Annotated in this window: 27 protein-coding genes; 10 read left to right on the top strand and 17 right to left on the bottom strand. The window is 73.5% G+C overall.

Annotation, left to right across the window (positions count from 1 at the left end):
* Nucleotides 1-48 precede the first annotated feature (48 nt).
* On the bottom strand, nucleotides 49-1,179 hold the full coding sequence (locus AC5L30_RS28215; RefSeq protein ID WP_091406627.1) for a peptidoglycan recognition protein family protein: 1,131 nt from the start codon (nucleotides 1,177-1,179) through the stop codon (nucleotides 49-51).
* 192 nt (nucleotides 1,180-1,371) lie between these two features.
* Between AC5L30_RS28215 and AC5L30_RS28210 the strand changes: the two genes are divergently transcribed.
* Both AC5L30_RS28210 and AC5L30_RS28205 read left to right on the top strand, forming a co-directional pair.
* Nucleotides 1,372-2,487, top strand: a complete 1,116-nt coding sequence (locus AC5L30_RS28210; protein ID WP_494870890.1) for a mechanosensitive ion channel family protein — start codon at nucleotides 1,372-1,374, stop codon at nucleotides 2,485-2,487.
* A gap of 244 nt (nucleotides 2,488-2,731) precedes the next feature.
* Nucleotides 2,732-4,072 carry an MFS transporter gene (locus tag AC5L30_RS28205; RefSeq protein ID WP_494870888.1) on the top strand — a complete coding sequence of 447 codons (1,341 nt, stop codon included), beginning with the start codon at nucleotides 2,732-2,734 and terminating at the stop codon, nucleotides 4,070-4,072.
* 46 nt (nucleotides 4,073-4,118) lie between these two features.
* Here the strand turns inward: AC5L30_RS28205 and AC5L30_RS28200 are convergent, their stop codons facing one another.
* The 4 genes from AC5L30_RS28200 to AC5L30_RS28185 all read right to left on the bottom strand — a co-directional run bounded on the left by AC5L30_RS28200 (nucleotide 4,119) and on the right by AC5L30_RS28185 (nucleotide 6,639).
* Nucleotides 4,119-4,505, bottom strand: coding sequence for a VOC family protein (locus AC5L30_RS28200; RefSeq protein ID WP_494870886.1), 387 nt, complete (start codon nucleotides 4,503-4,505; stop codon nucleotides 4,119-4,121).
* Entirely contained in the window at nucleotides 4,502-5,242 is a 741-nt protein-coding gene (locus tag AC5L30_RS28195; protein WP_494870884.1) for a hypothetical protein, read from the bottom strand. Before AC5L30_RS28195 ends, AC5L30_RS28200 begins: the two co-directional genes overlap by 4 nt.
* Before the next feature lie 188 nt (nucleotides 5,243-5,430).
* Nucleotides 5,431-5,856, bottom strand: a complete 426-nt coding sequence (locus tag AC5L30_RS28190; protein ID WP_494870882.1) for a YchJ family protein — start codon at nucleotides 5,854-5,856, stop codon at nucleotides 5,431-5,433.
* A gap of 15 nt (nucleotides 5,857-5,871) precedes the next feature.
* Complete coding sequence (locus AC5L30_RS28185; protein ID WP_494870961.1) at nucleotides 5,872-6,639, bottom strand: SGNH/GDSL hydrolase family protein; 768 nt, start codon at nucleotides 6,637-6,639, stop codon at nucleotides 5,872-5,874.
* 88 nt (nucleotides 6,640-6,727) lie between these two features.
* Here AC5L30_RS28185 and AC5L30_RS28180 point away from each other — a divergent pair, with 88 nt between their 5' ends.
* Together AC5L30_RS28180 and AC5L30_RS28175 are read left to right on the top strand one after the other, a co-directional pair.
* The gene (locus tag AC5L30_RS28180) at nucleotides 6,728-7,066 is read left to right on the top strand and encodes an MBL fold metallo-hydrolase (protein WP_494870880.1); all 339 of its coding nucleotides are present in this window, start codon (nucleotides 6,728-6,730) and stop codon (nucleotides 7,064-7,066) included.
* Entirely contained in the window at nucleotides 7,063-7,437 is a 375-nt protein-coding gene (locus AC5L30_RS28175) for an MBL fold metallo-hydrolase (RefSeq protein WP_494870878.1), read from the top strand. Before AC5L30_RS28180 ends, AC5L30_RS28175 begins: the two co-directional genes overlap by 4 nt.
* Nucleotides 7,438-7,455: 18 nt before the next feature.
* On the opposite strand, the gene AC5L30_RS28170 is transcribed toward AC5L30_RS28175, so the two are convergent.
* From AC5L30_RS28170 to AC5L30_RS28155, 4 genes are all read right to left on the bottom strand, one after another.
* On the bottom strand, nucleotides 7,456-8,556 hold the full coding sequence (locus AC5L30_RS28170; RefSeq protein WP_494870877.1) for a magnesium and cobalt transport protein CorA: 1,101 nt from the start codon (nucleotides 8,554-8,556) through the stop codon (nucleotides 7,456-7,458).
* Nucleotides 8,557-8,705: 149 nt separating this feature from the next.
* Nucleotides 8,706-9,317, bottom strand: a complete 612-nt coding sequence (locus AC5L30_RS28165) for a class F sortase (protein WP_494870875.1) — start codon at nucleotides 9,315-9,317, stop codon at nucleotides 8,706-8,708.
* Between the two features lie 86 nt (nucleotides 9,318-9,403).
* Nucleotides 9,404-9,889 (bottom strand): hypothetical protein, encoded by a 486-nt coding sequence (locus AC5L30_RS28160; RefSeq protein ID WP_124775133.1) that lies wholly within the window; start codon nucleotides 9,887-9,889, stop codon nucleotides 9,404-9,406.
* Nucleotides 9,890-10,200: 311 nt separating this feature from the next.
* Entirely contained in the window at nucleotides 10,201-11,028 is an 828-nt protein-coding gene (locus tag AC5L30_RS28155; RefSeq protein ID WP_494870872.1) for an ArsR/SmtB family transcription factor, read from the bottom strand.
* A 127-nt stretch (nucleotides 11,029-11,155) separates the two neighbouring features.
* Here AC5L30_RS28155 and AC5L30_RS28150 point away from each other — a divergent pair, with 127 nt between their 5' ends.
* Together AC5L30_RS28150 and rnhA are read left to right on the top strand one after the other, a co-directional pair.
* Complete coding sequence (locus AC5L30_RS28150) at nucleotides 11,156-12,436, top strand: lycopene cyclase family protein (RefSeq protein ID WP_494870870.1); 1,281 nt, start codon at nucleotides 11,156-11,158, stop codon at nucleotides 12,434-12,436.
* A gap of 10 nt (nucleotides 12,437-12,446) precedes the next feature.
* Nucleotides 12,447-12,920 carry a ribonuclease HI gene (rnhA, locus tag AC5L30_RS28145; RefSeq protein WP_238658802.1) on the top strand — a complete coding sequence of 158 codons (474 nt, stop codon included), beginning with the start codon at nucleotides 12,447-12,449 and terminating at the stop codon, nucleotides 12,918-12,920.
* 6 nt (nucleotides 12,921-12,926) lie between these two features.
* On the opposite strand, the gene AC5L30_RS28140 is transcribed toward rnhA, so the two are convergent.
* Both AC5L30_RS28140 and AC5L30_RS28135 read right to left on the bottom strand, forming a co-directional pair.
* Nucleotides 12,927-13,163 (bottom strand): preprotein translocase YidC, encoded by a 237-nt coding sequence (locus AC5L30_RS28140; protein ID WP_494870868.1) that lies wholly within the window; start codon nucleotides 13,161-13,163, stop codon nucleotides 12,927-12,929.
* Nucleotides 13,164-13,202: 39 nt separating this feature from the next.
* A complete protein-coding gene (locus AC5L30_RS28135; protein WP_494870866.1) occupies nucleotides 13,203-14,423 on the bottom strand; it encodes an MFS transporter in 1,221 nt (406 codons plus the stop codon).
* Between the two features lie 5 nt (nucleotides 14,424-14,428).
* Here AC5L30_RS28135 and AC5L30_RS28130 point away from each other — a divergent pair, with 5 nt between their 5' ends.
* Nucleotides 14,429-14,977, top strand: coding sequence for a MarR family winged helix-turn-helix transcriptional regulator (locus AC5L30_RS28130; RefSeq protein WP_494870864.1), 549 nt, complete (start codon nucleotides 14,429-14,431; stop codon nucleotides 14,975-14,977).
* Here AC5L30_RS28130 and AC5L30_RS28125 read toward each other — a convergent pair.
* The 3 genes from AC5L30_RS28125 to AC5L30_RS28115 all read right to left on the bottom strand — a co-directional run bounded on the left by AC5L30_RS28125 (nucleotide 14,974) and on the right by AC5L30_RS28115 (nucleotide 18,073).
* On the bottom strand, nucleotides 14,974-15,855 hold the full coding sequence (locus AC5L30_RS28125; protein WP_494870862.1) for a pentapeptide repeat-containing protein: 882 nt from the start codon (nucleotides 15,853-15,855) through the stop codon (nucleotides 14,974-14,976). The two genes, AC5L30_RS28130 and AC5L30_RS28125, sit on opposite strands and share 4 nt — an antisense overlap.
* 73 nt (nucleotides 15,856-15,928) lie before the next feature.
* The gene (locus AC5L30_RS28120; protein ID WP_494870861.1) at nucleotides 15,929-17,026 is read right to left on the bottom strand and encodes a DUF5919 domain-containing protein; all 1,098 of its coding nucleotides are present in this window, start codon (nucleotides 17,024-17,026) and stop codon (nucleotides 15,929-15,931) included.
* 240 nt (nucleotides 17,027-17,266) lie between these two features.
* Nucleotides 17,267-18,073, bottom strand: coding sequence for an SDR family oxidoreductase (locus tag AC5L30_RS28115; protein ID WP_494870860.1), 807 nt, complete (start codon nucleotides 18,071-18,073; stop codon nucleotides 17,267-17,269).
* A gap of 78 nt (nucleotides 18,074-18,151) precedes the next feature.
* Here AC5L30_RS28115 and AC5L30_RS28110 point away from each other — a divergent pair, with 78 nt between their 5' ends.
* Entirely contained in the window at nucleotides 18,152-18,754 is a 603-nt protein-coding gene (locus AC5L30_RS28110; protein ID WP_494870859.1) for an MBL fold metallo-hydrolase, read from the top strand.
* On the opposite strand, the gene AC5L30_RS28105 is transcribed toward AC5L30_RS28110, so the two are convergent.
* A complete protein-coding gene (locus AC5L30_RS28105; protein ID WP_494870858.1) occupies nucleotides 18,727-19,467 on the bottom strand; it encodes a B3/B4 domain-containing protein in 741 nt (246 codons plus the stop codon). The two genes, AC5L30_RS28110 and AC5L30_RS28105, sit on opposite strands and share 28 nt — an antisense overlap.
* A 7-nt stretch (nucleotides 19,468-19,474) precedes the next feature.
* Complete coding sequence (locus AC5L30_RS28100; protein WP_494870857.1) at nucleotides 19,475-20,086, bottom strand: LysE family translocator; 612 nt, start codon at nucleotides 20,084-20,086, stop codon at nucleotides 19,475-19,477.
* 62 nt (nucleotides 20,087-20,148) lie between these two features.
* Between AC5L30_RS28100 and pdxR the strand changes: the two genes are divergently transcribed.
* On the top strand, nucleotides 20,149-21,621 hold the full coding sequence (gene pdxR / locus AC5L30_RS28095; protein WP_494870856.1) for a MocR-like pyridoxine biosynthesis transcription factor PdxR: 1,473 nt from the start codon (nucleotides 20,149-20,151) through the stop codon (nucleotides 21,619-21,621).
* A 46-nt stretch (nucleotides 21,622-21,667) separates the two neighbouring features.
* Nucleotides 21,668-22,378, top strand: coding sequence for a helix-turn-helix domain-containing protein (locus tag AC5L30_RS28090; RefSeq protein ID WP_494870855.1), 711 nt, complete (start codon nucleotides 21,668-21,670; stop codon nucleotides 22,376-22,378).
* Here the strand turns inward: AC5L30_RS28090 and AC5L30_RS28085 are convergent.
* Nucleotides 22,360-22,938 (bottom strand): dihydrofolate reductase family protein, encoded by a 579-nt coding sequence (locus AC5L30_RS28085; RefSeq protein ID WP_494870959.1) that lies wholly within the window; start codon nucleotides 22,936-22,938, stop codon nucleotides 22,360-22,362. The genes AC5L30_RS28090 and AC5L30_RS28085 overlap by 19 nt on opposite strands.
* Nucleotides 22,939-22,951 lie beyond the last annotated feature (13 nt).

Here is a 22,951-nt window from a genome sequence, read left to right as displayed (position 1 = left end):
AGCCGGCTGGGTGGCGGTGCGGGTGCGGCCCGCACCGCCACCACGGGCTCAGCGGTGCCGGAACGACTCGCGGACCGAACCGCCGACGACCGTGCACCACGTGCTCGTGCTGAGTTTGCCGTTGCGGGGCAGCCCGTGCAGCGCCTGAAGGTCCTGCACCGCCCTCCGGGTGGCGTGGTCGTACGCCCCGGTGACGGTGACCGCGTACCCCTTGGTGGCGAGGATTTCCTGCACGGCCGTGACCGGCGCTCCGGCCGCGTGCTGGTCCAGCTCCGGAGCGAGGGTCTCCCAGGTCGGTGTGGTGAGTGTGGCGTCCACGTCCACCGCGATGCCGTTGCGGGCCTGCCAGTCCTGCACGGCCGCGACGGTCGCGGCGTCGAACGTGCCGCTGACGGTCACCGGGTAGCCCCGGTGGGCGAGCAGGTGCTGCACCACCCGGACCGACGGGGAGTTGACGAAGCGCCACAGGTCCGGCCAGCGGCGTGCCGGCACGTCACCGAGCTTGGTGCCGAGGGCGGCGTGTACCCGTCGCCGCAGCTCGGGGAACTGCCGGTAGAAGGCGGCGCCCGGGCACTGGGTGGTGCGGAAGTCCCAGTGACCGAAGATGTCGTGCGCGTGCAGCCCGTACTGCCGGCAGATCGCGACGCAGAGCTTCACCAGCGAGTCGGTCAACGCCTCGGGCGGCGTCTCGGTGACGTAGGTGCCCTCGTTCTCGATGCCGATGGCCCGGCCGTTCTCGCCCGGGCAGTGCGCCGAGATCATCTGCCGGTCGCCGGCTTCGAGGCGCTCCAGGCTGCCCCGGCGGCCCTCCAGCACGTAGCCGCCGCGGCTCACCGTGAAGTGCTGACCGGTGTCCGACCAGCCGTTGCCGTCCATGTGCAGGTCCTGGCAGTCGTGGGCCAGCTTCACCGCCTGCTCGCGGGAGTAGTCGGTGACGTTCGGGAATGCCATGTGGTGAACGATGATCTTGTTGGTGGCGATGGCGCTCACCGACAGCGGATCCTTCGGTGGACGGGCGGCCCACTCGTCACAGCTGATGATCCAGTCCAGGTCGGTGCCCGGCGCGGCCTGCGCCGCGCCCGGGAAGGCGAGTTCGCTCCCGACGACGGCGACCGTGGCGGCGCCGAGACCGGCCCGCAGCAGCGTCCGGCGATCCACTTCGGAATGGTCGACGTGCATGGCATCTCCTCCTGCGGCCGACGGCGGGGGGATGAAAAGTAGCTCCAGTGGCCGCACGCACTCCGGAGAATATTGCCAAGACTCGCCCCGCGCTAGAGGGTCGGCCGGCCAGGTGATCACTTGTGTTTCCGCGGGTCGGGTCCGGGGTAGGTCCGGGGTGACCGTTCCGGCTGCCCCTTAAGGAATGACCAGATGAGTGACAACGTCAGCGACGCGGTGGGCGACGCTCTCCGCTCGGTGATGCTCTTCCTGCCCAAGGCCGTCGCCTTCCTGGCGATCCTGGTGGCCGGATGGCTGATCGCCAAGGCCGTACTGAAGATCGTGGAGAAGGTCCTCGAACGGGTGGGCTTCGACCGCGCCGTCGAACGCGGCGGCATCCGCCGCGCGTTGAGCCGCTCCCGGTACGACGCCAGCGACATCGTCGCGAAGCTCGTCTACTACGCGGTGCTGCTGTTCACCCTTCAGCTCGCCTTCGGCATCTGGGGCCCGAACCCGATCTCCGACCTGCTCGGCGCGGTGATCGCGTGGCTGCCCCGCGCCTTCGTCGCGATCGTCATCGTCGTGGTCGCCGCCGCCATCGCCAACGCGGTCAAGGACATCATCAGCGGCGCGCTCGGCGGCCTGTCGTACGGTCGGGTGCTGGCCACCATCGCCTCGGTGTTCATCCTCGGCCTCGGTGTCATCGCCGCGCTGAACCAGATCGGTGTGGCCACCGCGGTCACCACTCCGGTGCTGATCGCCGTGCTGGCCACGATCGGCGGCATTCTCGTCGTCGGTGTCGGCGGCGGTCTGATCCGTCCGATGCAGAGTCGCTGGGAGTCGTGGCTGACCCGCGCCGAGCAGGAGTCGCAGCTGATCGCCGAGCACGCCCAGGCGTACCGGGCCGGTCGCCGCGACGCCGAGGCCGAGCTGGCCCGCGCGTCGACCACCAGCAGCGGCGCGGAGGCCACCCAGGTGGTGCCCCGGCCGGTCGACGCCGAGGCCACCCAGGTGGTGACCCGACCCGCCGACCCGGAGGCCACCCAGGTCGTCCATTTCCCGGTCAGCTCCGACGCCACCCAGGCGGTCGGTCGCGGCGCCCTCGACGGCGATACGACGCCGACGCCGGCCCGGCCCTCCGCGACCGACGACACGACCCAGGTGGTCAGCGGCTCGGCCGGTTCGGAGGTCACACAGGCGGTGGGCACCGGTGTCGACCCCGACGCGACCCAGGTGGTCCGGGGCGGCACCGATCACGTGGTGCCCGGGCAGCGCACCAGCGACGACGGTGAGACCACCACTGTCATCCCGCCGGTCGACCGGCGCTGACCTTCAGCGGTACGGCGCGGGGCGGGATCGATCTGATCCCGCCCCGCCTCGCGTTGTCCGCCCGCTCCCTCACCCGCACGGCTCGCGGTGCTCGGCACGCCGAAAGCGCTGGCCGCGGCCGCGCGGGTTGTCTAGCATCGCGGGCATGACCTGGCGACATTGATCCAGCGGCGTTGGCCGATCCCGTGGGCCACCACGGGCACCGCACGTCCGGTGTCCGTCTCCACTCCCACGGGAAGGCCCCATGATCTCCATCGCTTCGCGCGTGCCCGACCCGGCGCTCCGTCGGCTGACGGCGACCCTCTACGGGTACGCGTTCCTCAGTGACCTCGTCCTGCTCTACCCGCTGTACGTGGTGTTCTTCGCCGACACCGGACTGTCGGTGGGGCAGATCGCGTCGCTCTTCGTCATCTGGTCCGCCGCCGGCATCCTGTTCGAGGTGCCCTCCGGCGCCTGGGCCGACGTGCTGTCCCGCCGGCTGCTGCTCTGCCTCGCCCCGCTGGTCGCCGCCGCCGGTTTCGCGCTCTGGGTGCTGCTGCCGTCGTACCCGGCGTTCGCGGTCGGTTTCCTGCTCTGGGGCGCCGGTGGCGCACTGGTCTCCGGTGCGCTGGAGGCGTTGGTCTGGACCGAGCTGGACCGGCTCGGCGCGGTCGGCCGGTACGCCCGGGTGCTCGGGCGGGCGCGGACGGCGGGTGTGCTGGGCGTGGTGGTCTCCGGAGTGCTCGCCGGCCCGGTGCTCGCCGCCGGCGGGTACCCGGTGGTCGGCGCGGCCAGCGTGCTCGCCTGCCTGCTCGCCACGATCGTCGCCACCCGGCTCCCGGAACACCGCGCGCCCGCCGCCGTACGCGTTCCGGTCGCCGAGCCGGCGATGGCCGCCCGGCCGACGGGCGCCGCACCAACCCGGCCGGACGAGCCGGACACCGTCCCGGCCGCGAGCCCGGACGACGATGGTGACCTGGGGTGGTGGGACACGCTGCGGGCCGGAGTGGCGCAGGTCCGTACCCGCCCGCCGGTACGGGCCGCCGTGCTGCTGGTGGCCGTGGTCGCCGCCGACTGGGGTGCCCTCGACGAGTACACCCCGCTGCTCGCCCTGGACACCGGCGTCGGGGCGCAGGCCGTACCCCTGCTGCTCCTGCTGCTCTGGGCGGGGGTGACCGTCGGCGGGCTGCTCGCCCCGGCGGGGGAGCGGCTGGGCAGCCGAGGCTACGCCGCGCTGCTGGGGCTGGTCGGCGTCGCGCTGGCCGCGGGTGCCCTGCTCCGGCACCCGGCCGGGTTCGTGCTGCTCGCGGTGGCCTTCGGCGCGGCGCAGTTGGCCACCGTGCTGGCCGACGCGCGGCTCCAGGCCCGGATCACCGGCACCAGCCGCGCCACCGTCACCTCCCTGGCCGGGATGGCCACCGACGTGCTGATCATCGTGACGTACGCCGGCTACGGCCTGCTCGCCACGGCGGCCGGCAACGCGGTGGCGTTCGCGCTGACCGCCGGGGCGTACCTCGTGGTGGCGCTGGTGCTGCTGACCCGCCGCCCGCGCCGGACGGCCGTGCCCACCGGCGTCGCCGCGGCGGTGACCGGCGCCCCGGACTGACCGGGGCCCGGCGGCGGCCGGAGCAGGCCGCCGCCGGGCCGCACGGTCAGCCGGCCATGTGCAGGAACGACCACTGGTGGCCGTCGAGGTCGCGGAAACCGCGCATGTACATCGGCCCGTTGGCCGTCCCCGGCCCGAGCGACTCCCCGCCGGCGACCGCCGCCTGGTCGACCAGTTCGTCGACCTGCCCCCGGCTCGACGCCGACAGCCCGACGATCACCTCCCGGCTGGTCGCCGTGTCCGTGACGGCGACCCCGGTGTACGCCTCGAAGCCCGAGCGGAGGTGCAGCACCAGCCGGGTGGTGTCGGAGATGGTGAGCATCATGCTGTCGCCGTCCGGATCGGCCTGGTCGCTGATGAAGCCGATCGCCCGGTAGAACTCGGTCGCGGTGGTCAGGTCGCGCACCGGCAGGTTGATGAACGTCATGGTCATCGGCGGTCTCCGTCCGTTTCGAGCAGTGCCTTCAGTGCGACGAGCCGGTCCCGCCAGTACGCCTTCAGCTCCGCGGCCTGCTCGGCTCCGGTCAGCTTCTCGTGCAGGATGCTGACCCGGGCCTTTGACTCGCCGACAGCGTCGATGCCGACGACGATCCGGGTGGGGCCACCGGCCCAGTCGGCCCGGAAGATGCGCGGCGCGGTTGCGGTGCGGACGCGTACCTCGACGTCGGGCAGCCAGCGGGCGCGTGCCGTCTCGTCGGCGAATGCCTCGAACAGTCGCCGCGCCGACACGGCCACCGTCCGGCTCGCGCTCGCCTCGAAGCCGCCGCCGCGTCGTTGACCCGGCGCGCGCAGGCCGCGTGTCTGCTCGTACCCGACGGTGATGGTCTGCGCCCACCAGCCCGGCACCTCGTGTTCGGTAGCCAGGTGACGGGCGATCCGGGTGTGCGTCCACTCGGCGGCGGACGCGGCGTCGAGCACTGCGAACCACTCGGCCCAGCCGCGGCCGGTCCGGTCGCGGATCAGGTCGTCGGCGATTCGCTCGGTCTGCGCTGCGGCGGCCGAGGCAGGGGGCGCGGTGGGTTCGGCCTGCGCTGGAGGGGGCGCGGCGGTGGACGCCGCAACCGGCTCGGCGGTCCGATTGATCAGGTGCCGGCGGGCGGTGGTGTAACTCTCGCCGGTCTTCTCCATTCGGGCCCGGACCCGGGCCTTGAACGATCTCTGGGTGGTCATCACATGCTCCCGGTCAACGGCACGGTCACCGGGACTCACGCTCCCGCCGACCCCGCCGCAGTGGGGCATGTGGCACCACGTCCCGAGGGCTCAAGGCCCCCTTTGCCTCCGCGTTGCCGGCGGCGTGAGCGCCGGGAGGGAGGTGTGGCGCAGGACTACGCCGACGTCATCCTACGCCCGAACAGCCGTCAGGGTTGGTCACCGTCGAGGTAGACCCACCGGCCGTCCTCGCGCACGAACCGGCTGTGTTCGGTCACCGTGCCGGGCCGGCCCGCGTCCCGGTAGTGCGCGTGGAAGGTCACCGTGCCGGCGGTGTCGAGCAGACCGCCCCGCTCGGTCTCCACGATCTCCAGTCGGGTCCACCGCTGCCCCGGGTCGAGCTCCAGGGAGGCGGGCCGGGTCGAGGAGTGCCAGCTGCGCAGCAGGTAACCGGAGTCGCCGAGGGCGAAGGCGCTGAACCGGGAGCGCATCAGAGCCTCGGCCGTCGCCGGGGCGTCGCCGCCGTGCGCCGGGGCGCAGCAGTCCGCGTACGCCCGGCCGGAGCCGCACGGGCACACCCGTCCCGTCGTCGCGTTCGCCCGCCGACGTCCCGCACCCTTACCCACGTCGCTCATCCTGCCGCACCCGACCTAGTCGAGCGGCACCGGCAGCGGCACCGGCCGCTTGGCCACCCGGTCGTCGCCCGACGAGCGGCCGCGTAGGTGTCGGGCCAGCCAGGGCAGCAGGTGCCGGCGGGTCCAGGCCAGCTCGGCGCCGAACACCTCGCCGCGGCGCCGCTGCGGTGCCGGCGGCAACGGCCGCGTCCAGGAGTCGTCGAACCCGGGCAGACCCGCCGTGTACGCCAGCGCGGCGGCGATGCGCTCGTGCCCGGCGCTGTTGGCGTGCAGCCGGTCGTCGCTCCACAGCCGGGGATCGGAGGAGACCGGATGGGCGCCCAGGTCGAGGAGCGTGGCGCCGGTCCGTGCGGTGGCGGCCCGCAGCGCCTCGTTGAGCGCCAGCATGCGACCACGCAGCGGCCGGGCCAGCGGCATCACGGGCGCCGGATCCGGCATCGTGAAGGTCAGCACGGTGGCCCCCTGCTCGACCAGTGCCTGCTGCATCGCCGCGACATCCGCGGCGACCTGGTCCGCGTCGAAGGAGGGGCGCAGCACGTCGTTCATGCCGGCGACCACGGTGGCCAGGTCGGGGGCCAGGTCGAGGGCGGGCTGGAGCTGCTCGGCGCGGATCAACGCGGTGGTCCGGCCACGGATGGCCAGGTTCGCGTATTCCAGACCGCCCTGGGCGCGGGCCACCGCCAGGGCGAACCGGTCAGCCCAGCCCCGGTAGCCGCCGACGCCGTCCGGGTCGTCGAGTCCTTCGGTGGTGCTGTCGCCGATCGCCACGTACCGCTGCCACATCACCCGCGCGAGGTTAGCCGTCCGTCAACTCAGGCGGACCTCCGGTCGGTCGAGAACGACAGTTGACGATCCTTCCTAGACTCGCGACATGACGCGAGCCCCTGCGGTGGCACTGGCCCCGAATGTCTGGCGCATCCCCACGGTGGGCCGATCGGCGGTCAACTCGTACGCCTTCGTCGACGACGATGGCAGTGTCACGCTGGTCGACTGCGGGCTGGCCAAGGCGCCGGCCCGGATCGTGCGTGGGCTCGCGGCGATCGGCAAGGCGCCGGCGGACGTCACCCGGATCGTGCTCACCCACGCGCACCCCGATCACGCCGGCGGCGCGGCGGAGTTGGCCCGCCGCACCGGCGCCCCGGTCGCGGCGCACGCCGCCGACGTGCCGTACGCGGAGGGGGCCGCGCGCCGGTCAGCGACCCGACCGTGACCGGCGGCCGGCTCTTCGCCCGGGTCAACAGCGGCCGGTTTCCGGCGGTCGAGGTGGCCCAGCCGCTGGCCGACGGAGACCTGCTCGACGTCGGCGGTGGCCTGCGGGTGGTGCACACCCCCGGGCACTCGCCCGGTCATGTGTCGCTGCTGCACGAGCCGACCCGCCTGCTGATCACCGGGGACGCGTTGTTCAACGTGCTCGGCGTCCGGTGGCCGATCAAGTGGCTGTGCAGCGACTTCCAGCTGACCCGGGAGACCGCGCACGTCCTCGGCGAGTTGGATTACGACCTCGCGGCCTTCACCCACGGCCCTGAGCTGACCGACAGACCCCGCGACCGCATCCGCGCCTTCCTCTCCGCGCACCGTTGAGCAGCCCGCCGGCGGGTCTCACAGCCAGCCAGAGCGGCGGAACAGGCGGTACAGGAACAGGGCCGCCGCCGCCATCAGGGTGAGCGCCCCGGCGTAGCCGTAGCGCCAGGCCAGCTCGGGCATGTGGTCGAAGTTCATGCCGTAGATGCCGGCGATGCCGGTCTGGGTGGCCGCGATGGCCGCCCAGGCGGCGATCTTGCGCATGTCGTTGTTCTGCTCCACGGCGAGCTGGGCCAGCCGCGACTGGACGATCGAGGTGAGCAGGTCGTCGTACGCGGCCACCCGGTCCACGGCCCGACTCAGCCGGCCGTCCACGTCGACGAACCAGCGGTGCAGGGCGCGCGGTGGGCCGTCGGGTCCGAGCAGCGTACGCATCGGCGCCTGCAACGGCAGGACCGCCCGCTTGAACTCCACCACCTCCCGTTTGAGCTGGTAGATGTGCTGGATGTCCGCGCTGCGGTCGCGGGCGAACACGGCCTCCTCGACCCGCTCCAGGTCCCGTTCCACGTGCCCGGCCACCTCCAGGTAGGAGTCGACCATGCGGGCGCACACCGCGTACGCCACCGCCCACGGGCCGGCGGCCAGCAGCGTGGGGCGGCGCTCGATGTCGGCGCGGACGCTGCGCAGCGCCCCGGCGGCGCCGTGCCGCACCGTGATGGCGAAGCGGTCACCGAGCAGCACCATGACGTCCCCGGTGTCGATCACCTCGGAGGTGTCGGTCAGCTCGTCGTGCTCCACGTACCCGGCGGTGCGCAGGACCAGCAGCGTGACCGGCCCCTGGCGCTGCACGGTGGGCCGGTGCCCGTCGGCGAGCGCCTGTTCGACGGTCAGCTCGTCGAGGCCGAAGGTCTGGCCGACCGCGGCGAGCACGGCCGGGCCGGGATCGTGCAGTCCCAGCCACACGAAGGCGTCGCGGCTGTGCCGCGCCCGGGCGTACGCGTCGGCGTAGTGCGGTTGACCGGGTTCCCGGCGGCCGTTGACGTAGACGGCGCAGTCGACCACGGCGTCCGGGTTGGACCGGCGGGGGTTGGGGGAGTCGTCCTCGACCCGTCCGAGCAGTCGACGGGCCAGGGCGCGTACGCCTCGACCGGTCCGGTCCCGTACCGGTCGCTGATCCACCGCGTGCCTCCCCGTCGCCGGCGCACCATCTCGATCACGGATGGTGCCACCGCATTCTGCCGAGCAGGGTCCGGCTCCCGACAGCGGGGCGGTGGCTCAGGCGGTGCGGCGGCGCGGGCGGGCGGCTGGGATCAGGCGGGCGGCCCGGGTCAGGCGGTGCGGGTGGCGAAGACGACGACGTTGTCGACGTAGTTGCCGGTCGTGGCGTCGAACCGGCCGCCGCAGGTGATCAGGCGCAGCCCAGCGACGTCCGCCGGGCCGTAGACCAGGGTGGTGGGGAAGTGCTCCTTGGGGTACGCGCGGACGTCGTCCACGGTGAACGTGGCGACCTGTGCATCGGCGCGGGTGACCTGTACCTGCTGCCCGGCGCGGAGCCGACCGAGGTCGAAGAAGACCGCCGGGCCGGACGGTGAGTCGACGTGTCCCACCAGGACGGCGTTGCCGGTCTCGCCGGGGCTGACCCCGTGCCGGTACCAGCCGGCGAGGGTGGGCCGATCCAGTGGTGGCACCTCCAGCACCCCGGCGGTGTCCGCGCCGACGGGGACGATGTCGGCCCGTACGTCGATGGCAGGGATCTGCACCCGGACCGGCGCGGCCGGTGGCAGCGGCGCCAGGTCCGGTGCGGGGTGGGTGCGGGTCGGCGCGTCGGCCGACGGTCGTGGTGGCCGCGCCGGGTCGGCGGTGAGGCCGACGGTGATCAGCCCGAGCCCGGTCACGCCGAGCAGGGCGACCACGGCCGGTAGGGTCCGCCGCCACCACACGTGTGCACCTCCGTACCGGATCGTCGGGGTGCCCGCACCGGTGTCACCGGCGCGGGCACCCGTCTCAGGGATGGAACGGTCGCCGATCAGGCGACAGTGGACACCGGACGACGCCGGCGGATCAGGATCACCGCGCCGGCGAGGGCGGTGCCGAGCAGCGTGCCGCCGGCGGCGAGAGCGCCGGTGTCACGGTTGTCGCCGCCGGAGCCGGCCGGCGCGCCGCCGATCGGCGTGACGGCGAACGTGGCGGTGCCGGCCGAGCTGCCGTCGCCGCAGGTCGCCGCCACCGTGTACGTGCCCAGGGTGAACCCGGCGGTGAAGAGTTCGGCGCTGAGTCCGCCGCCGGCGGCGGCCGTGGTGGACCGGACGTTCTGGTCGCGGTTGGGGCCGGTGACCCGGAAGATGGCATCACCCGACTTCGGGTTGCAGGTCGTCGCGGTGAGCACGACGGTCCCACCGACCGGGGTGGTGGCCGGTGACACCGTGGTGTCGGCCAGTGCGGCGCCTGGCAGCAGGAGCGTGCCGAGGCCCACGCCGAGCGCCGCCGAGCAGAGTGCTGTTGAGACCTTCATACGCGTCTTCCCTCACTTTTCGTCCGCTGACTGCGTGGGACGTCGTTCGGGTGGCCAACTCCGTGACTAGCACCGGTGTGCCCAACACTAGGTGGGTTGGGTCCTCGATCAGGTGAAAATGAGAAATCCTCGTTGCCGTCACGTGTCCACCCGAAGGCGGGGAGAGCTGCGGAAAGGCCCGGACGGCCCGACCGGCACCGGTGCTCCGGTCGATGTCCATCCGGTCGGGCTGTCGTCGCTGGGTCGATGGCGAGGTATTGCCGGAGACGGCGGAAATGCACCGCCCGGCCGGCGCGATCCGCGCGGTCGGGTCAGCGGGCCTGGGCTGGGTCGGGCATCGGCTCGCCGGTCTCCAGCAGGGTCTTGAGGCTGGCCAGCAGCTCCGGCCAGCCGCCGCTGCCGTCGAGCTGGCCGCTGATCGCCCGGTGCATCTCGCTGTCGGGGGAGAAGTCGTCGTGGATGACGGTCAGCCGGACGGTCGACCCGCTGTGCGGCTCGATCTCGAAGGTCACCTTCGACTGGCGCTCACCGAGCCGGGCGGCCAGCTCCTCGGCGGACCAGCCGAAGTGCTCGGCGTGTTCGGGCTGGAAGCCGTGCCAGCTGTAGGAGAGGCGACGGTACGGCTCGGCGACGAGCACCCGCTGGCCGAGGTCGCGCGGCTCGCCGTCCGGCGTGTCCTGCCACAGCACGGGTGACCCGACCTGCCAGTCCGAAACCAGTGCGACTCCACCCCAGTAGCGACGGGTGAACGCCGGTTCGGTGAGCGCGGACCACAGTCGCTGCGCGGTGGTGGTGACGTAGGTGGTGTAGACGAAGGTCGGGCTCTCCATGGGTTGTCGCTCCAATGCGGTGGTCAGGTCGGCCAGGGTGGCAGCGCGCTCGCGGTCGTAGCGGCTGAGCCACCGGTCGGCGATGGCGTTGATCGGCGCGGCGTTGAGGTAGTGCAGCTTCTCCCGGCCGCGCCGCACGGTCGTGACGAGATCGGCCGCCTCCAGCACCGACAGGTGCTTGCTGACGGCCTGTCGGGTGGTGGCCAGCCCGTCGCACAGCTCCCGCAGGGTCTGGCCGTTGCGCTCGTTGAGTCGGTCCAGCAGTCGACGCCGGCTGGGGTCGGCCAGCGCCCGAAACGCGTCGTCCATCGACCCTCCCCGGTGACAGGCAACCAAGCGGTTGCACGTCACCATAGGCAACCGACGGGTTGCCTGTCAATCTGGCCATCCGGTGGCGGCGCGCGTGCGAGCCGGACCGTGTGGCAGCGTGGTGCGGGTGACCGACTCCGCGCCGCTCGACGTCGACCTCGCGCTGCTCGGTGGCGGCGGCGCGGCGTCGTTGCTGCTCGCCGCACTGGACCGGCACGGCGTCCGGGATCTGCGGATCGCCATCGTCGACCCGGTGCGCCGACGCGGCCAGGACCGCACCTGGGCGTTCTGGGGCCACCCCGACCCCGAGCTGGACCCGCTGCTCAGCGCGAGCTGGCGGCAGGTCGAGGTGGCGACGGCGGCGCGACGCCGCGTTCTGGACCTCACCCCGCTGCGGTACGCCATGCTCCGCTCCGGCCCGGTCTACGACCGGGCTGCCGACGCCGAGCGTCGCCTCGACGCCACCCGGATCGTCGCCCCCGCCGAAACGGTGCGCGACGACGGCGCCCGGGTGCGAGTGCGCACCGGCGACGGGCGCACCGTACGAGCCGGGTGGGTGCTCGACTCCCGCCCCCGCCCGCCGGCGCGAGCGGGGCGAACCACCTGGTTGCAGCACTTCCGGGGGTGGTGGCTGGAGGCTGACCGACCGGTGTTCGACCCGACCCGCGCGGTGCTGATGGACTTCCGCACCCCGCAGCCGCCCCGGGGCGTCTCCTTCGGGTACGTGCTGCCGGTCAGCGACCGCTACGCCCTGGTCGAGTACACCGAGTTCTCGCCGGACCTGCTCACCGACGCCGGGTACGACGCGGCGCTGGCCGGCTACCGGGATCTGCTCGGGCTGGACCCGGCGGGGCTGCGGGTGCGCGAGGTGGAGAACGGGGTGATCCCGATGACCGACGCGCCGTTCCCGGCCCGGCCCACCCCCCGCGTGGTCCGGCTCGGCACGGCCGGTGGCGCGACCCGCCCCTCCACCGGGTTCACCTTCTCCGCCATGTACCGCCAGGCCGACCAGGTGGCCCGCGCCCTCGCCGCGGGCCGTGCGCCGGTGCCCGCGCCGGCGTACCCGCGTCGGCACCGCTGGATGGACGCGGTGGCGCTGCGGGCGCTGGATCGGCGCGGGGTGGGCGGTCCCGAGTTCTTCGACCGGCTCTTCGACCGCAACCCGGCCGAGCGGGTGCTGCGCTTCCTCGACGGCGGCACCACCCCGGCCGAGGAGGTCGCGATCATGAATTCGACCCGGCTGGTGCCGATGATCGCCGCGACCGCTGGTGACGCCGTACACCGCGTCCGCGACCGGCTGCGCCCCACCCGGCCCGCGCCGGCCATCCCACCCGCGGTGGTGAGTTCGGCGCCGACGGCTCGGCGCGCCGGCCCCCCGAGCGGGCAGGACGACGTCACCGCCCGGTAGGTTGCCCGGCATGGTGGACGCGGCGGCCGGCAGGGGCGTGCAGATCTGGACCGACGGGGCGTGCAGCGGCAACCCCGGGCCGGGCGGTTGGGGTGCGCTGCTGCGCTACGGCGATCACGAGCGGGAGCTGTGCGGCGGTGAGGCCACGCCCACCACCAACAACCGGATGGAGCTGATGGCGGCCATCCAGGCGTTGGAGAGCCTGAACCGGCCGGTCACCGTGGAGCTGCACACCGACAGCACGTACGTGCGCAACGGCATCACCAGCTGGCTGGCGTCGTGGAAGCGCAACGGTTGGCGGACCGCCGCGAAGCAGCCGGTGAAGAACGCCGACCTGTGGCAGCGGCTGGAGGCGGCCTGCGAACGGCACGAGATCACCTGGCTGTGGGTGAAGGGGCACAACGGGCACCCGGAGAACGAGCGGGCCGACGGGCTCGCCAACAAGGGCATGACCGAGGCGCGGGCCGCGCTGACCAGCCGCTGAGCCCAGTCAGCGGGTCGCGTCGGGGTGCCCCGGCATGCTGGAACCGCCGCCGCTGCTGCCGGACGAACCACCGGCCACGCCTGAGTTGTCGGGCTCGGTCACGATGTCCGGCCGGACGTCGGTGTCCGCCGGAGCGGGGACCTCGGTGTCCGCCTCGACCTGCACCAGTGGCACCTGGCCGGCCTCGTCCTCGCTGTGCTGCGGGTCGCCCGGCAGCTCACCTTGGCGATTTCGGTAGCCCACGCCGTGCCCCCCGTCGATGCCGGTCCGCGTCGGCGCTGGCTACCCGGCGTCGTCCCGGCCGAAACCTGACCCGCCGGTGCTGACCGTCGATCCGACCGTCTCGGCCTGCGGCGCGGCGGACGGCAACCGCAGCGTCCGGCGACGGCTGAGCGCGACGATCAGCGCCAGCGCCAGCGCGCCGACGACCACCAGGAACGCCCAGGTGTTACCGAGGTGGTCGTTGACCACGCCGCTGGTCGCGGAGCCGGCGGCGATGCCGAGCTGGCCGGCCGTCTGCAACCATCCGTACGTCTCGGGGAGCCGGACCGCCGGGGTGGACCGGGCGAGGATCTCGTCGGTGACGGCGAGGAACGGTGCCAGCGCGAGGCCGAAGACCGCGAGCGCGACGGCCATCTGCGGCACGCTGCGCGGCAGCAGCAGCGCCACCGAGCTGGCGGCCAACGTGGCGAGCATCGTCAGGTACGCCGCCGCCGGGCTGCCGGGCCGCCCCCGGCTCGCCAGCAGCACGCCACCGGCCAGGCTGCCCACCGACCAGATGGTCACCAGCAGCCCGGCCTGGTCCGGGTGCCCGACCGTGGTGGCGAACGCGGGCACCAGCACCCACATCGCGCCGATGCCCATCATGTAGCCGATGTGGGTGCCGACGACAGTGCGGCGGGTGGCCTGGCCGGGCAGCGCGGATCCCTTCCCGCGAGGCTGCCGGTCGGCCTCGCGCGGCGGCAGCACGGCGACCATGCCGAGCAGCCCGGCGCTGCCGATCACGGCGAAGGCGAGCAGTGCGGCCGTGGGTCCACTGATCAGCAGGCTCAGGGTCACCGCGAGCGGGCCGCCCACGTAGAGCACCTCCTGCCCGACCGCGTTGACGGCGTAGGCGCGGGCCAGCGCGGCAGGGGCGACGAGCCGGGCCAGGTGGGCGCGTCCGCTGCCGACCGCCGGGGGAGTGCTGAGCCCGGCCACGGTGGCCAGCGCCACGAACGCCACCGGTTCGGTGGTGACGGCCAGGCCGAGCAGGGCGAGCAGGTGGGCGAGGCCGGTGGTGAGTAGCACGGGCCGGGCACCGATGCGGCCCAGGAGTCGGCCGACCAGCGGCGCGGTGACCGCCAGCCCGATACCGCAGCCGGCGCTGGCCACTCCGGCGGTGGCGAAGCTGCCGGTGTTCTGGTGACCGAGCAACACGACGAGCAGCTGCCGCAGTGCGACCGGTAGCTGCGCCACGGTCATCAACACGATGAGCAGCATCGCCCGGCGCGGTACATTCACAAGTTATGAATCTACCCGAGGATGGGTCCGCCAACCTGCTCGGCGCTCTCGCCCTGTTCGTCGGCTCGCGGATGCGGGCGTCGGTCAGCGCGTCCGTCGGGGCCGGCGGCGCGCTCGCCGAGGCGCTGGTCGTCCTCAAGGACCAGCCCGGGGTGACCGCCGAGTGGTTGGGCCAGGTGCTGGGGCTGACCCAGCCCGGCGTCGCGCACCTGGTCCGACGGCTCCGAGAGCAGGGCTGGGTGGAGCGGCGTCCCGGCGCCGACGCGCGCAGCCGGGCCCTGCACCTCACCACCGAGGGCACGGCGGCCGCCACCCGAACCCTGCGCGCCCGGCAGGAGGTGCTGACCGCGCTGCTCGCCCCGCTGACCGACGGGCAGCGCCGCCAGTTGGCCGACATCGCCCGCACCCTGCTGCACGACGAGGTGTCGGACGCCGGCAGCCTGGCCCACCTCTGCCGGCTCTGCGACCGCGCCCGCTGCCCACAGTGCCCGGTCCATGCCGGCTTCCAGGAGGTGACGGGAGCACGCGGCGGATCGGATCGCGCCGGTTCCTAACGGCGGCGGCCCCGACGGGCGGGGGAGCGGGCCGGCTGGCGGACCGGGGTGAGCGGCAGCGCCGTCCAGTGCGCCGGCCGGGTCAGCGTCCGCGGCAGCCCGGTGTGCGTGTCACCCCGGGCGGCGTCCAGCTGAGTCTGGTGCAGGAAGAGCGCGCCCCGCAGGTCCGCGCCCCGCAGGTCGGCCCCACGCAGGTCGGCGCCGGTCACGTCGGCCAGGCCGAGGTCCGCTCCGCGCAGGTCGGCACCGATGAGCAGCGCCCCGCGCAGGTTGGCCCGGCGAAGGTCGACGCGGCGCAGGTCCACCCCGAGCAGGTGCGCGCCCCGGCGGTCGACGCCGCCGGGGGCGCGGGCCGCGTCGCTGGCCCGGGACAGCAGCGGGTTGACCCGATCCCGGTGGCCGCCGACGTCGACCGCGCGGAGCTGCGCCGGGTCACCCTCGGTGAGCGTCAGCGTCTCGGCGCGGGCGCGTTCCAGCTCGGCGCGCAGGTCGGCCGGCGGGCGCAGCGCCACCGCCTCGGTGAGGTACCAGAGCAGTTCGTGCAGCGGTCGTAGCACCGCGAACGACTCCGCCATCGCCGGCAACGTCTCCGGCGCGTCCCGCCAGTCCCGCCCGCCGAAGGTCACCTGGGCGACCTGCTGCCCGGCACCGAAGCAGTCGAACACCGTGCAACCGGGAAAGCCGCGTTGGCGCAGCTCGGTGTGGATGCCGCAGCGGTGGTCGGGGCGCAGGTTGGGACAGGGCGAGCCGGCCGGCTTGTCGATGGCGAAGTCCGTCGACGCGGCGAAGGCCGGCACCACGCAGCACAGCCCGAAGCAGCGCCCGCAGTCGGCGCGCAGCTGCGCCGCCCCGGACGGCGGTGCGGTGCGGTGCGACACGCCGACGGTCCTCCTGACGATGAGGGTGGACCACCATTGTTTCCTGTGCCGAGCCGACCGGGCCGGTCGGGGGTCACCGTGCGTGCGTGTCGCCGGCCGTCGCCGGGCGGGGCGCCGGGGTACGGGGATCACCCGGTGGCGGCACCAGTCGGCGGATGTCCCGCTCGCCGTCGCCGTGCCCGTACTTCTGGTCGAAGTGCCGTTTCGCCAGGGCGGCCGGGGTGCGGTCCCCGTCGGCGGGCTCGGCCAGCGCGAACACGCCGGGGGTCGCCCCGGGCGCGCGGGGCGGCAGCACGGCGCGCACCGTCAGTGGCCCGGTGACCCGGAACCCCCGGCAGTCGACATAGTGCTGCCCGTCCACCGTCACGTACGGCACGCGTACCTCGACCACGTCCGACTCGTCGTGGCGCAGCGTGACCATGACCGACCAGTACCGCTCCAGGTCGAGGGTGGCCTGCTCGTGCTCCCACAGCTCCTCGAACCGCGCGTGCACGAACCCGCCCCACGGGCTGTCCATGTCCACCTCGAGCTGCGGCACGTTGAACGACAACTTCCCGATCGGGAAGAACGAGATCAGCGCCCGCCCGTCCCACTGGTAAAGCTGGATCGACGGGGACGCGTCGTAGAGCCGGACCTGTAGGCGGTGCCGCAGCCGCGAGTCGAGCGCGTCGGCGAAGGCGGCCAGGTGGCGCAGGTTGGTGCGGATCTGCCGGGGCACGTCCACCCGCTGCCGTTCCAGCTCCTCGGAGCGTTGCTGGGCGGCCGTGCAGTCCGGGTCGAGCAGGAGCAACTGCACCTGGGCACCGTTGGCGAGCGCCGCGCGCACCGCGCTCAGGGTCTCCTCGCGGTGCCGTTGCTCCAGCAGGATCGTCCAGGTGTCGAGGATGCGCACCCGGCGTCCGGAGCGGTGCAGCCGCGTCACGAACGCCTGCTGGTCGAAGCTGAGGTGCTCCTGCACCCGCGCCTTGCGGGCCTCCTCGAACAACGGGTCGAAGATGACGTACGAGATGGCCGCGAGCACCACACTGGCCCCGAGGTTGAGCAGCAGATCGCTGAGGAAGCCGGTGCTGCGCCAGGCGGCCAGCAGCATGACGATGGCGACCGCGAACAGTGCCCCACCGACGACGAAGGCGCGGCGTTGCCGCCCGCCCCGACCAGCCCACCCGGGCATCCGGTCCCCTTCCGCCGTCGGTCGACCCCACCGTCGCTTGCTGATCACCGGAATTCGGAGGATACGTGCCCGCTTTGCTGGGCGCTGTCCCGTTCTCCGACCGGTCGGTTCGCCGCTCGGGCCCGCTCCACGCTCATAGCGTGACGGTAACGGAGTCGCGCGACCACGGAGCGTGGCGGGGTGGACGAGAGCGAACGCGAGTAGGCGCTCCACACTGTCCTGACCACTGAACACTGCTGGTCAGACGGACCGCCAGTCGTCGTTCGTCAGCGCCGCGGCCTGGGGACCCATCAGCAACATGCCCCCGTCGACCGGCCAGGACGCGCCGGTGACGTAGCTGGCGGCGGGGGAGGCGAGCAACGCGACCACGGCGGCCACCTCCCGGGCGTCACCGGGCCGCCCCAGCGGCACGCCGGGCCGTTCCTGGGTGAACGGGTCCACATCCTCCTGACCGGTCATCGGCGTGGCGATCTCGCCCGGGGCGACGGCGTTGACGGTGATCCCGTCGACGGCCAACTCCTGGGCCATCACCCGGGTCAGCAGCCCGAGCCCGCCCTTCGCGGCGCAGTACGCGGCGGAGCCCACCCGGGGCGCGTGCTCGTGGACGCTGGTGATGTTGATGATCCGCCCGCCGGCGCCGGTGGCCCGCATCCGTCGCGCGGCCCGCTGGGCGCACAGGAAGGGCGCGTCCAGGTCGACGGCGAGCACCTCGCGCCACTGCTCCCACCCGGTGTCGACGAACGGCGTCGAGGCCCCGGTGCCGGCGTTGTTGACCAGCACCCCGATGCCGCCCAGCCGGTCGGCCAACTCGTCCACCACCGCCGCCGCGTCCGGTAGTCGGGTCAGGTCCACCTCGGCGACCTCGCAGCGCCGTCCCGTCGCGCGGACCTCGGTGGCCGTCCGCTCGGCGCCGTCGGGATCGCCGTACCAGGTGATGCCGATCTCGAAGCCGGCAGTGGCCAGCGCCACCGCGCAGGCCTTGCCGATGCCGGAGTCCGCGCCGGTGACAACGGCGATCCTCGGGTAGTTCTCGTATCGCTGCGGCATGCTGCCGCACTACCCCGGCGGGGCCGGTCCAACCGCCACGAGGACCACGCTCACCTCCCGGCGGCGTACCGTCGCCTGATGCGGATCACCCGATTCACGCACGCCTGTGTCCGCGTCGAGCACGACGGCGGGGTGCTGGTCGTCGACCCGGGGACGTGGAGCGAGCCGCGGGCCCTGGTCGGCGCGGACGCCGTCCTGGTCACCCACGAGCACACCGACCACATAGACGTGTTGCGGCTAGCCGGTCTCGGTGTCCCCGTGTACGCGCCGGAGGGTGCCCGACTGCCGGATCTCGCCCCGCTGCCGGTGACCCGGGTCCGTGCCGGCGAGCGGTTCACGGCGGCCGGCATTCCGGTCAGCGCGCACGGTGGCCGGCACGCCACGATCCACGAGGGGCAGCCCGACTGCCCGAACCTCGGCTACCTGATCGGCGGCGAGCTCTACCACCCGGGCGACGCCCTGCACGTGCCGGACGAGCCGGTGCGCACCCTGCTCGTCCCGGCCCAGGGGTCCTGGCTGCGCCTCGACGAGGCGATCCGGTTCGCCGGCGCCGTGGGCGCGGCGGCGGCGTACCCGATCCACGACGCGCAGCTCAACGACCGCGGTCTGGCCAGTGTCGCCGGCTGGTTCGCCGAGACGATCCCCGGCTACCGTCACCTGTTGCCCGGCGACACCGCCTGAGCCCGGTCGTCACCCGTGGTCGGGGTGCGGAAACGGGGCGCGGCGGCGGTGAGCACCGCGGCGGCCATCGGCGCGGACCACCCCTGGGTCAGCTCCGTCACGAGGTCGGCGACCAGCCGGGTCACGGCCGGCTCGCCACCGGGGTGCAGCGCCTCGGCGACGATCAGCACCGACGAGGTGCCCGCCCGTACGGCCGACCAGCCGCTCTGCCGGTTCGTCCACCGTCGGGCGTGCGCCCGCCCGGCCGAGTCGACGAAGGTCACCTCGCCCGGCTCGGGATGCTCGGTGTCGCCCGCGAAGCTCAGGTACGCCTCGTCGCCGTGCGCCGGCCGGACCACCAGGTCGCCGTCGACCCGGTCCAGGTCGAGCACCGCGACCGGGATGGCGTACGCGGCCGAGATGGCATTGCAGAGATCGACCAGCGGGTGCACCCGGGGCAGTTCGCCGTCCAGGCGCAGCCGACGCAGCAGCGCCTCGGCGGCGCACCGGTACCTGGTGGGCCGCAGCCCCATCGCCGCGTACGCCCGCCGCCACGCCTGGATCTCCGGGAGCCCGCTCTCGGGCCCGGCGGCCAACCGCCGTCGCGCTTCGGCGAGATAGCCGGCCGCGCGTCGCGTCATGTCGGCGGTGGCGGTGATGCCGGCGGCTCGCACCACACCGGCGACCAGGTCGGGGTACGCGTCTCGGAGTTGCGGAGCATGTTCGAACTGCACGGTGGTCCTATCGTTCGGTGAGGGCGAGGGTCACGCCGAGCGCGACGAACGTGCCGGCGGCGGATCGGCGCAGCCAGTCGGTGACCCGGGGTCGGGTCAGCACCCTTTCGCGTACCCGGGCCGCGAAGATGCCGTAGCCGCTGAACACCACGAAGGTGAGCAGCATGAACACCGCGCCGCAGCCGAGCATGGCCCGGGTCGAGCCCGGTGCCGTGGTGTCCACGAACTGCGGCAGGAACGCGACGAAGAACATCGTCGGCTTCGGGTTGAGCAGGTTGACCAGCACCCCGGAGACGATCACCCGGATCGCCGAGCGGGGTGGGGCGTCGGTGGTCACCGCGAAGGCGTCGCGGTCCCGTGCCATGGACCAGGCCAGGTAGAGCAGGTAGCCGACGCCGAGGTAGCGGACGGTCTCGAACGCCGCGGCGCTGGTCTGCATCAGCGCGGCCAGCCCGGTCATCGCGGCCAGCAGGTGCGGCAACGTGCCCAGCGTGCAGGCGAACGCGGCCAGCACCCCGGCCCGGGCGCCCCGCGACAGGCCGGCGGAGAGCGTGAAGATCACCCCGGCGCCGGGGGTGACCACCACGATCAGCGTGGTGATCAGGAACGGGATGGTCACGATCGTCCTCCGGCGGAGTGGGCAGGTCTGGCTCCTGCTCACTCTGCTGCCACAATGGTCCGATGGGCAGAGCCAAACCGACGGCATCCGAGGGGTCCATATCGGCCGGCTCCGACTTCCTGCACCTGACCATCACCGACGCCGCGCCGGGCGGGCGCGCCGACTGGCTGACCGACCGACTGCGGCAGGCCATCGCCGAGGGGCGGGTGCCGGTCGGCGACCGGCTGCCCCCCACCCGGGTGCTCGCCGCCGACCTCGGGGTCTCCCGGGGCGTGGTCACCGAGGCGTACCAGCGCCTGACCGAGGAGGGGCACGTCGCCGGTCGGGGCCGGGCCGGCACGGTGGTCGTCGCCGCGCCGGCCGCGCCCACCCCCGCCCCGGCCGCCGCGACGGCACCGGTCGCGACCTTCCCACCGGCACCGGGCACCGACATCTTCGACGCGGTACGCGCGGCGCACGCGACCATCGACCTGACGCCCGGCGTACCCGACCTGGCCGCCTTTCCCCGCGCGGACTGGCTGCGCGCCGAACGGACCGTGCTGCGCCGCCTCGCCGCGGCCGACCTCGGCTACGGCGACCCGTGTGGCACGCCCGCGCTGCGACAGGCCGTCGCCGCCTGGCTGGCCCGCAACCGCGGCATCAGCGTCGACCCCGCCGAGGTGATCATCGTGGCCGGCGTCTCCCAGGCGCTCGGGCTGCTCGCCCAGGCACTCACCGCCGCCGGTGTCGACCGGGTCGCGGTCGAGGACCCGGGCTCGCTCGGGGTGCGGCAGCACCTGAACAACTGGCGGATGGACACCCCGCCGATCACGGTCGACGACGCCGGTCTGCGGGTCGACGAGCTGGCCACCAGCGGCGTACCGGCCGTGATGCTCACCCCCGCGCACCAGTTCCCGACCGGCGTGGTGCTCGACGGTGACCGCCGCCGCCACCTCGTCGCCTGGGCGCGGGCCGGCGGGCTGATCATCGAGGACGACTACGACGCCGAGCACCGCTACGACCGTCCTCCGGTGCCGGCGCTGCGTGGCCTGCTGCCCGAGCAGGTCTGCTACGCCGGCAGCGTCTCCAAACTGCTCGCCCCCGCCCTGCGGGTCGGTTGGCTACTCGTGCCGGCACGGCTGCGCGAGGCGGTGGTGGCCGCCAAGCGCAACGCCGACCTGGGCAACGCCGTGCTACCGCAACTGGTGCTGGCGGAGTTGATGACCTCCGGCGCCTTCGAGCGGCATCTGCGGCTGCTGCGCCGACGGCACATCCGCCGGCGGGACGCCATGATCGCCGCGCTGGCCCGCGCGCTGCCCTCGGCGACGGTGCACGGCGCCGCCGCCGGTCTGCACCTGATGATCACGCTGGACGACACCGTGGTCGACACCGAGCTCGCGGCGGCGACGCTGGCGCGCGGGGTGAAGGTGCAACCGCTGTCCTGGCACTGCCAGCGGCCGTACCGGCCCGGCCTGGTGCTGGGCTACGCGGCCCGTACGCCCACCGAGATCGAGGACGGCGTCGCCGCCATCGCCGCCGCGCTCGGCCCCGGCTAGCCCCGGGACCGTCCGGTCCACCGTGCTCGCCGCGTATCCTTCGCCCGTGGGACTGCGGTTCGAGACGCGCGGGTCCGACTCGCCCTGGGTCGACACCGTGTGGACCTGCACCAGCGAGCAGGTCACTGCGATGACGTCCGTGGCCGGGGTGCGGTGGGGCCTGGTGTTCTGGGAGCAGGCTGGCCGGACGCACGCGAGCATCACCGGTCCCGAGACCCGGACCGGCACGGCGCCGGTGCCGGAGGGCGCGACCTTCACCGGCATCGAGTTCGCCGTGGGCACCTCGTTGCGGACCGTGCCCACGCCGACGCTGGTCGACGGCGGCATCGAGCTTCCCGACACCACGCGCCGGACGTTCCGGCTGGACGGCGCGCGCTGGGAGATGCCCGGCCCCGACGACGCCGAGGCCCTGGTCGAGCGCCTCGTCCGGGCCGGGACCGTGGTCCGTGACCTGCTCGTCGCCGACCTGCTGCGGGGGCACGACCCGGCCGTTTCGGGGCGTACCGTCGAACGCCGGTTCCGCGCCGCGACTGGACTGACGCGCGGCGCGGTCCGGCAGATCGAGCGGGCCCGCACGGCGGCGGAGCTGCTGGCTACCGGCGACCCGGCCGCCGACGTGGTCACCAAGCTCGACTACTTCGACGAGCCGCACCTGGCCCGGGCACTGCGCTCCTACGTCGGACGCACCGTCAGGCAGCTACGCGAGGGCACCGGCGGCGCCATCGCCCTCGACCTGAATCAGCGCCTGACGTCGTAGACCAGCTTGAGGATCCCGTTCGAGTAGCTCTCCGACTCCCGCAGCGTCAGCATGTGCTTGTCTCGGTCGGCCCGGCCGAACAGGCTCTTCCCGGCGCCGAGCAGCACGGGGAAGACGAGCAGGTTGTACTGGTCGATCAGTCCCTCGTCCGACAGCCGCCGGGCCAGCTCCGCGCTCCCGTGGATGAAGATCGCTCCACCCTCGCCCTGCTTGAGCGCGGCGACGTCCCCGGTCGAGCGCAGGATCGTCGTCGGCCCCCACCCGTCGACGAGCGCGTCGTCGGACAGCGTGCTCGACACCACGTACTTGGGCAGCTCCTTGTAGCCGGCGTGGTCCTCCGAACCGGGCCAGACCGGCGCGAACGCCTCGTAACTGCGACGGCCGAACATCAGCGCCGTCGTGTCAGCGAGTTCCTCGCCCTTCAGCGACCAAGCCTCCGGGACGAACTCCAGGTCCTTGAACACCCAACCGCCGCTGCGGTGCTCCTCACCCGGCCCGCCGCCGGGCGAGTCCACGACGCCGTCGAGCGACATGAAACCGGTGTAGACCAGGTCGCGCATGGTTTGTCTCCTC

It is taken from the genome of Micromonospora sp. BQ32, assembly GCF_059358895.1.
This window is presented reverse-complemented; position numbering and strand designations above follow the sequence as displayed.

Excerpts from the sequence above, each read along its gene's own strand:
- AC5L30_RS28190 (WP_494870882.1), bottom strand. The coding sequence starts at position 5,856 with ATGAGCGACGTGGGTAAGGGTGCGGGACGTCGGCGGGCGAACGCGACG.
- AC5L30_RS28205 (WP_494870888.1), top strand. The coding sequence starts at position 2,732 with ATGATCTCCATCGCTTCGCGCGTGCCCGACCCGGCGCTCCGTCGGCTG.
- rnhA (WP_238658802.1), top strand. The coding sequence starts at position 12,447 with ATGGTGGACGCGGCGGCCGGCAGGGGCGTGCAGATCTGGACCGACGGG.
- AC5L30_RS28110 (WP_494870859.1), top strand. The coding sequence starts at position 18,152 with ATGCGGATCACCCGATTCACGCACGCCTGTGTCCGCGTCGAGCACGAC.
- AC5L30_RS28120 (WP_494870861.1), bottom strand. The coding sequence starts at position 17,026 with ATGCCCGGGTGGGCTGGTCGGGGCGGGCGGCAACGCCGCGCCTTCGTC.
- AC5L30_RS28085 (WP_494870959.1), bottom strand. The coding sequence starts at position 22,938 with ATGCGCGACCTGGTCTACACCGGTTTCATGTCGCTCGACGGCGTCGTG.
- AC5L30_RS28200 (WP_494870886.1), bottom strand. The coding sequence starts at position 4,505 with ATGACCATGACGTTCATCAACCTGCCGGTGCGCGACCTGACCACCGCG.
- AC5L30_RS28195 (WP_494870884.1), bottom strand. The coding sequence starts at position 5,242 with ATGACCACCCAGAGATCGTTCAAGGCCCGGGTCCGGGCCCGAATGGAG.
- AC5L30_RS28185 (WP_494870961.1), bottom strand. The coding sequence starts at position 6,639 with ATGTGGCAGCGGTACGTGGCGATCGGCGACAGCACCACCGAAGGACTC.
- AC5L30_RS28155 (WP_494870872.1), bottom strand. The coding sequence starts at position 11,028 with ATGGACGACGCGTTTCGGGCGCTGGCCGACCCCAGCCGGCGTCGACTG.
- AC5L30_RS28215 (WP_091406627.1), bottom strand. The coding sequence starts at position 1,179 with ATGCACGTCGACCATTCCGAAGTGGATCGCCGGACGCTGCTGCGGGCC.
- AC5L30_RS28180 (WP_494870880.1), top strand. The coding sequence starts at position 6,728 with ATGACGCGAGCCCCTGCGGTGGCACTGGCCCCGAATGTCTGGCGCATC.
- AC5L30_RS28115 (WP_494870860.1), bottom strand. The coding sequence starts at position 18,073 with ATGCCGCAGCGATACGAGAACTACCCGAGGATCGCCGTTGTCACCGGC.
- AC5L30_RS28130 (WP_494870864.1), top strand. The coding sequence starts at position 14,429 with ATGAATCTACCCGAGGATGGGTCCGCCAACCTGCTCGGCGCTCTCGCC.
- AC5L30_RS28210 (WP_494870890.1), top strand. The coding sequence starts at position 1,372 with ATGAGTGACAACGTCAGCGACGCGGTGGGCGACGCTCTCCGCTCGGTG.
- AC5L30_RS28160 (WP_124775133.1), bottom strand. The coding sequence starts at position 9,889 with ATGAAGGTCTCAACAGCACTCTGCTCGGCGGCGCTCGGCGTGGGCCTC.
- pdxR (WP_494870856.1), top strand. The coding sequence starts at position 20,149 with ATGGGCAGAGCCAAACCGACGGCATCCGAGGGGTCCATATCGGCCGGC.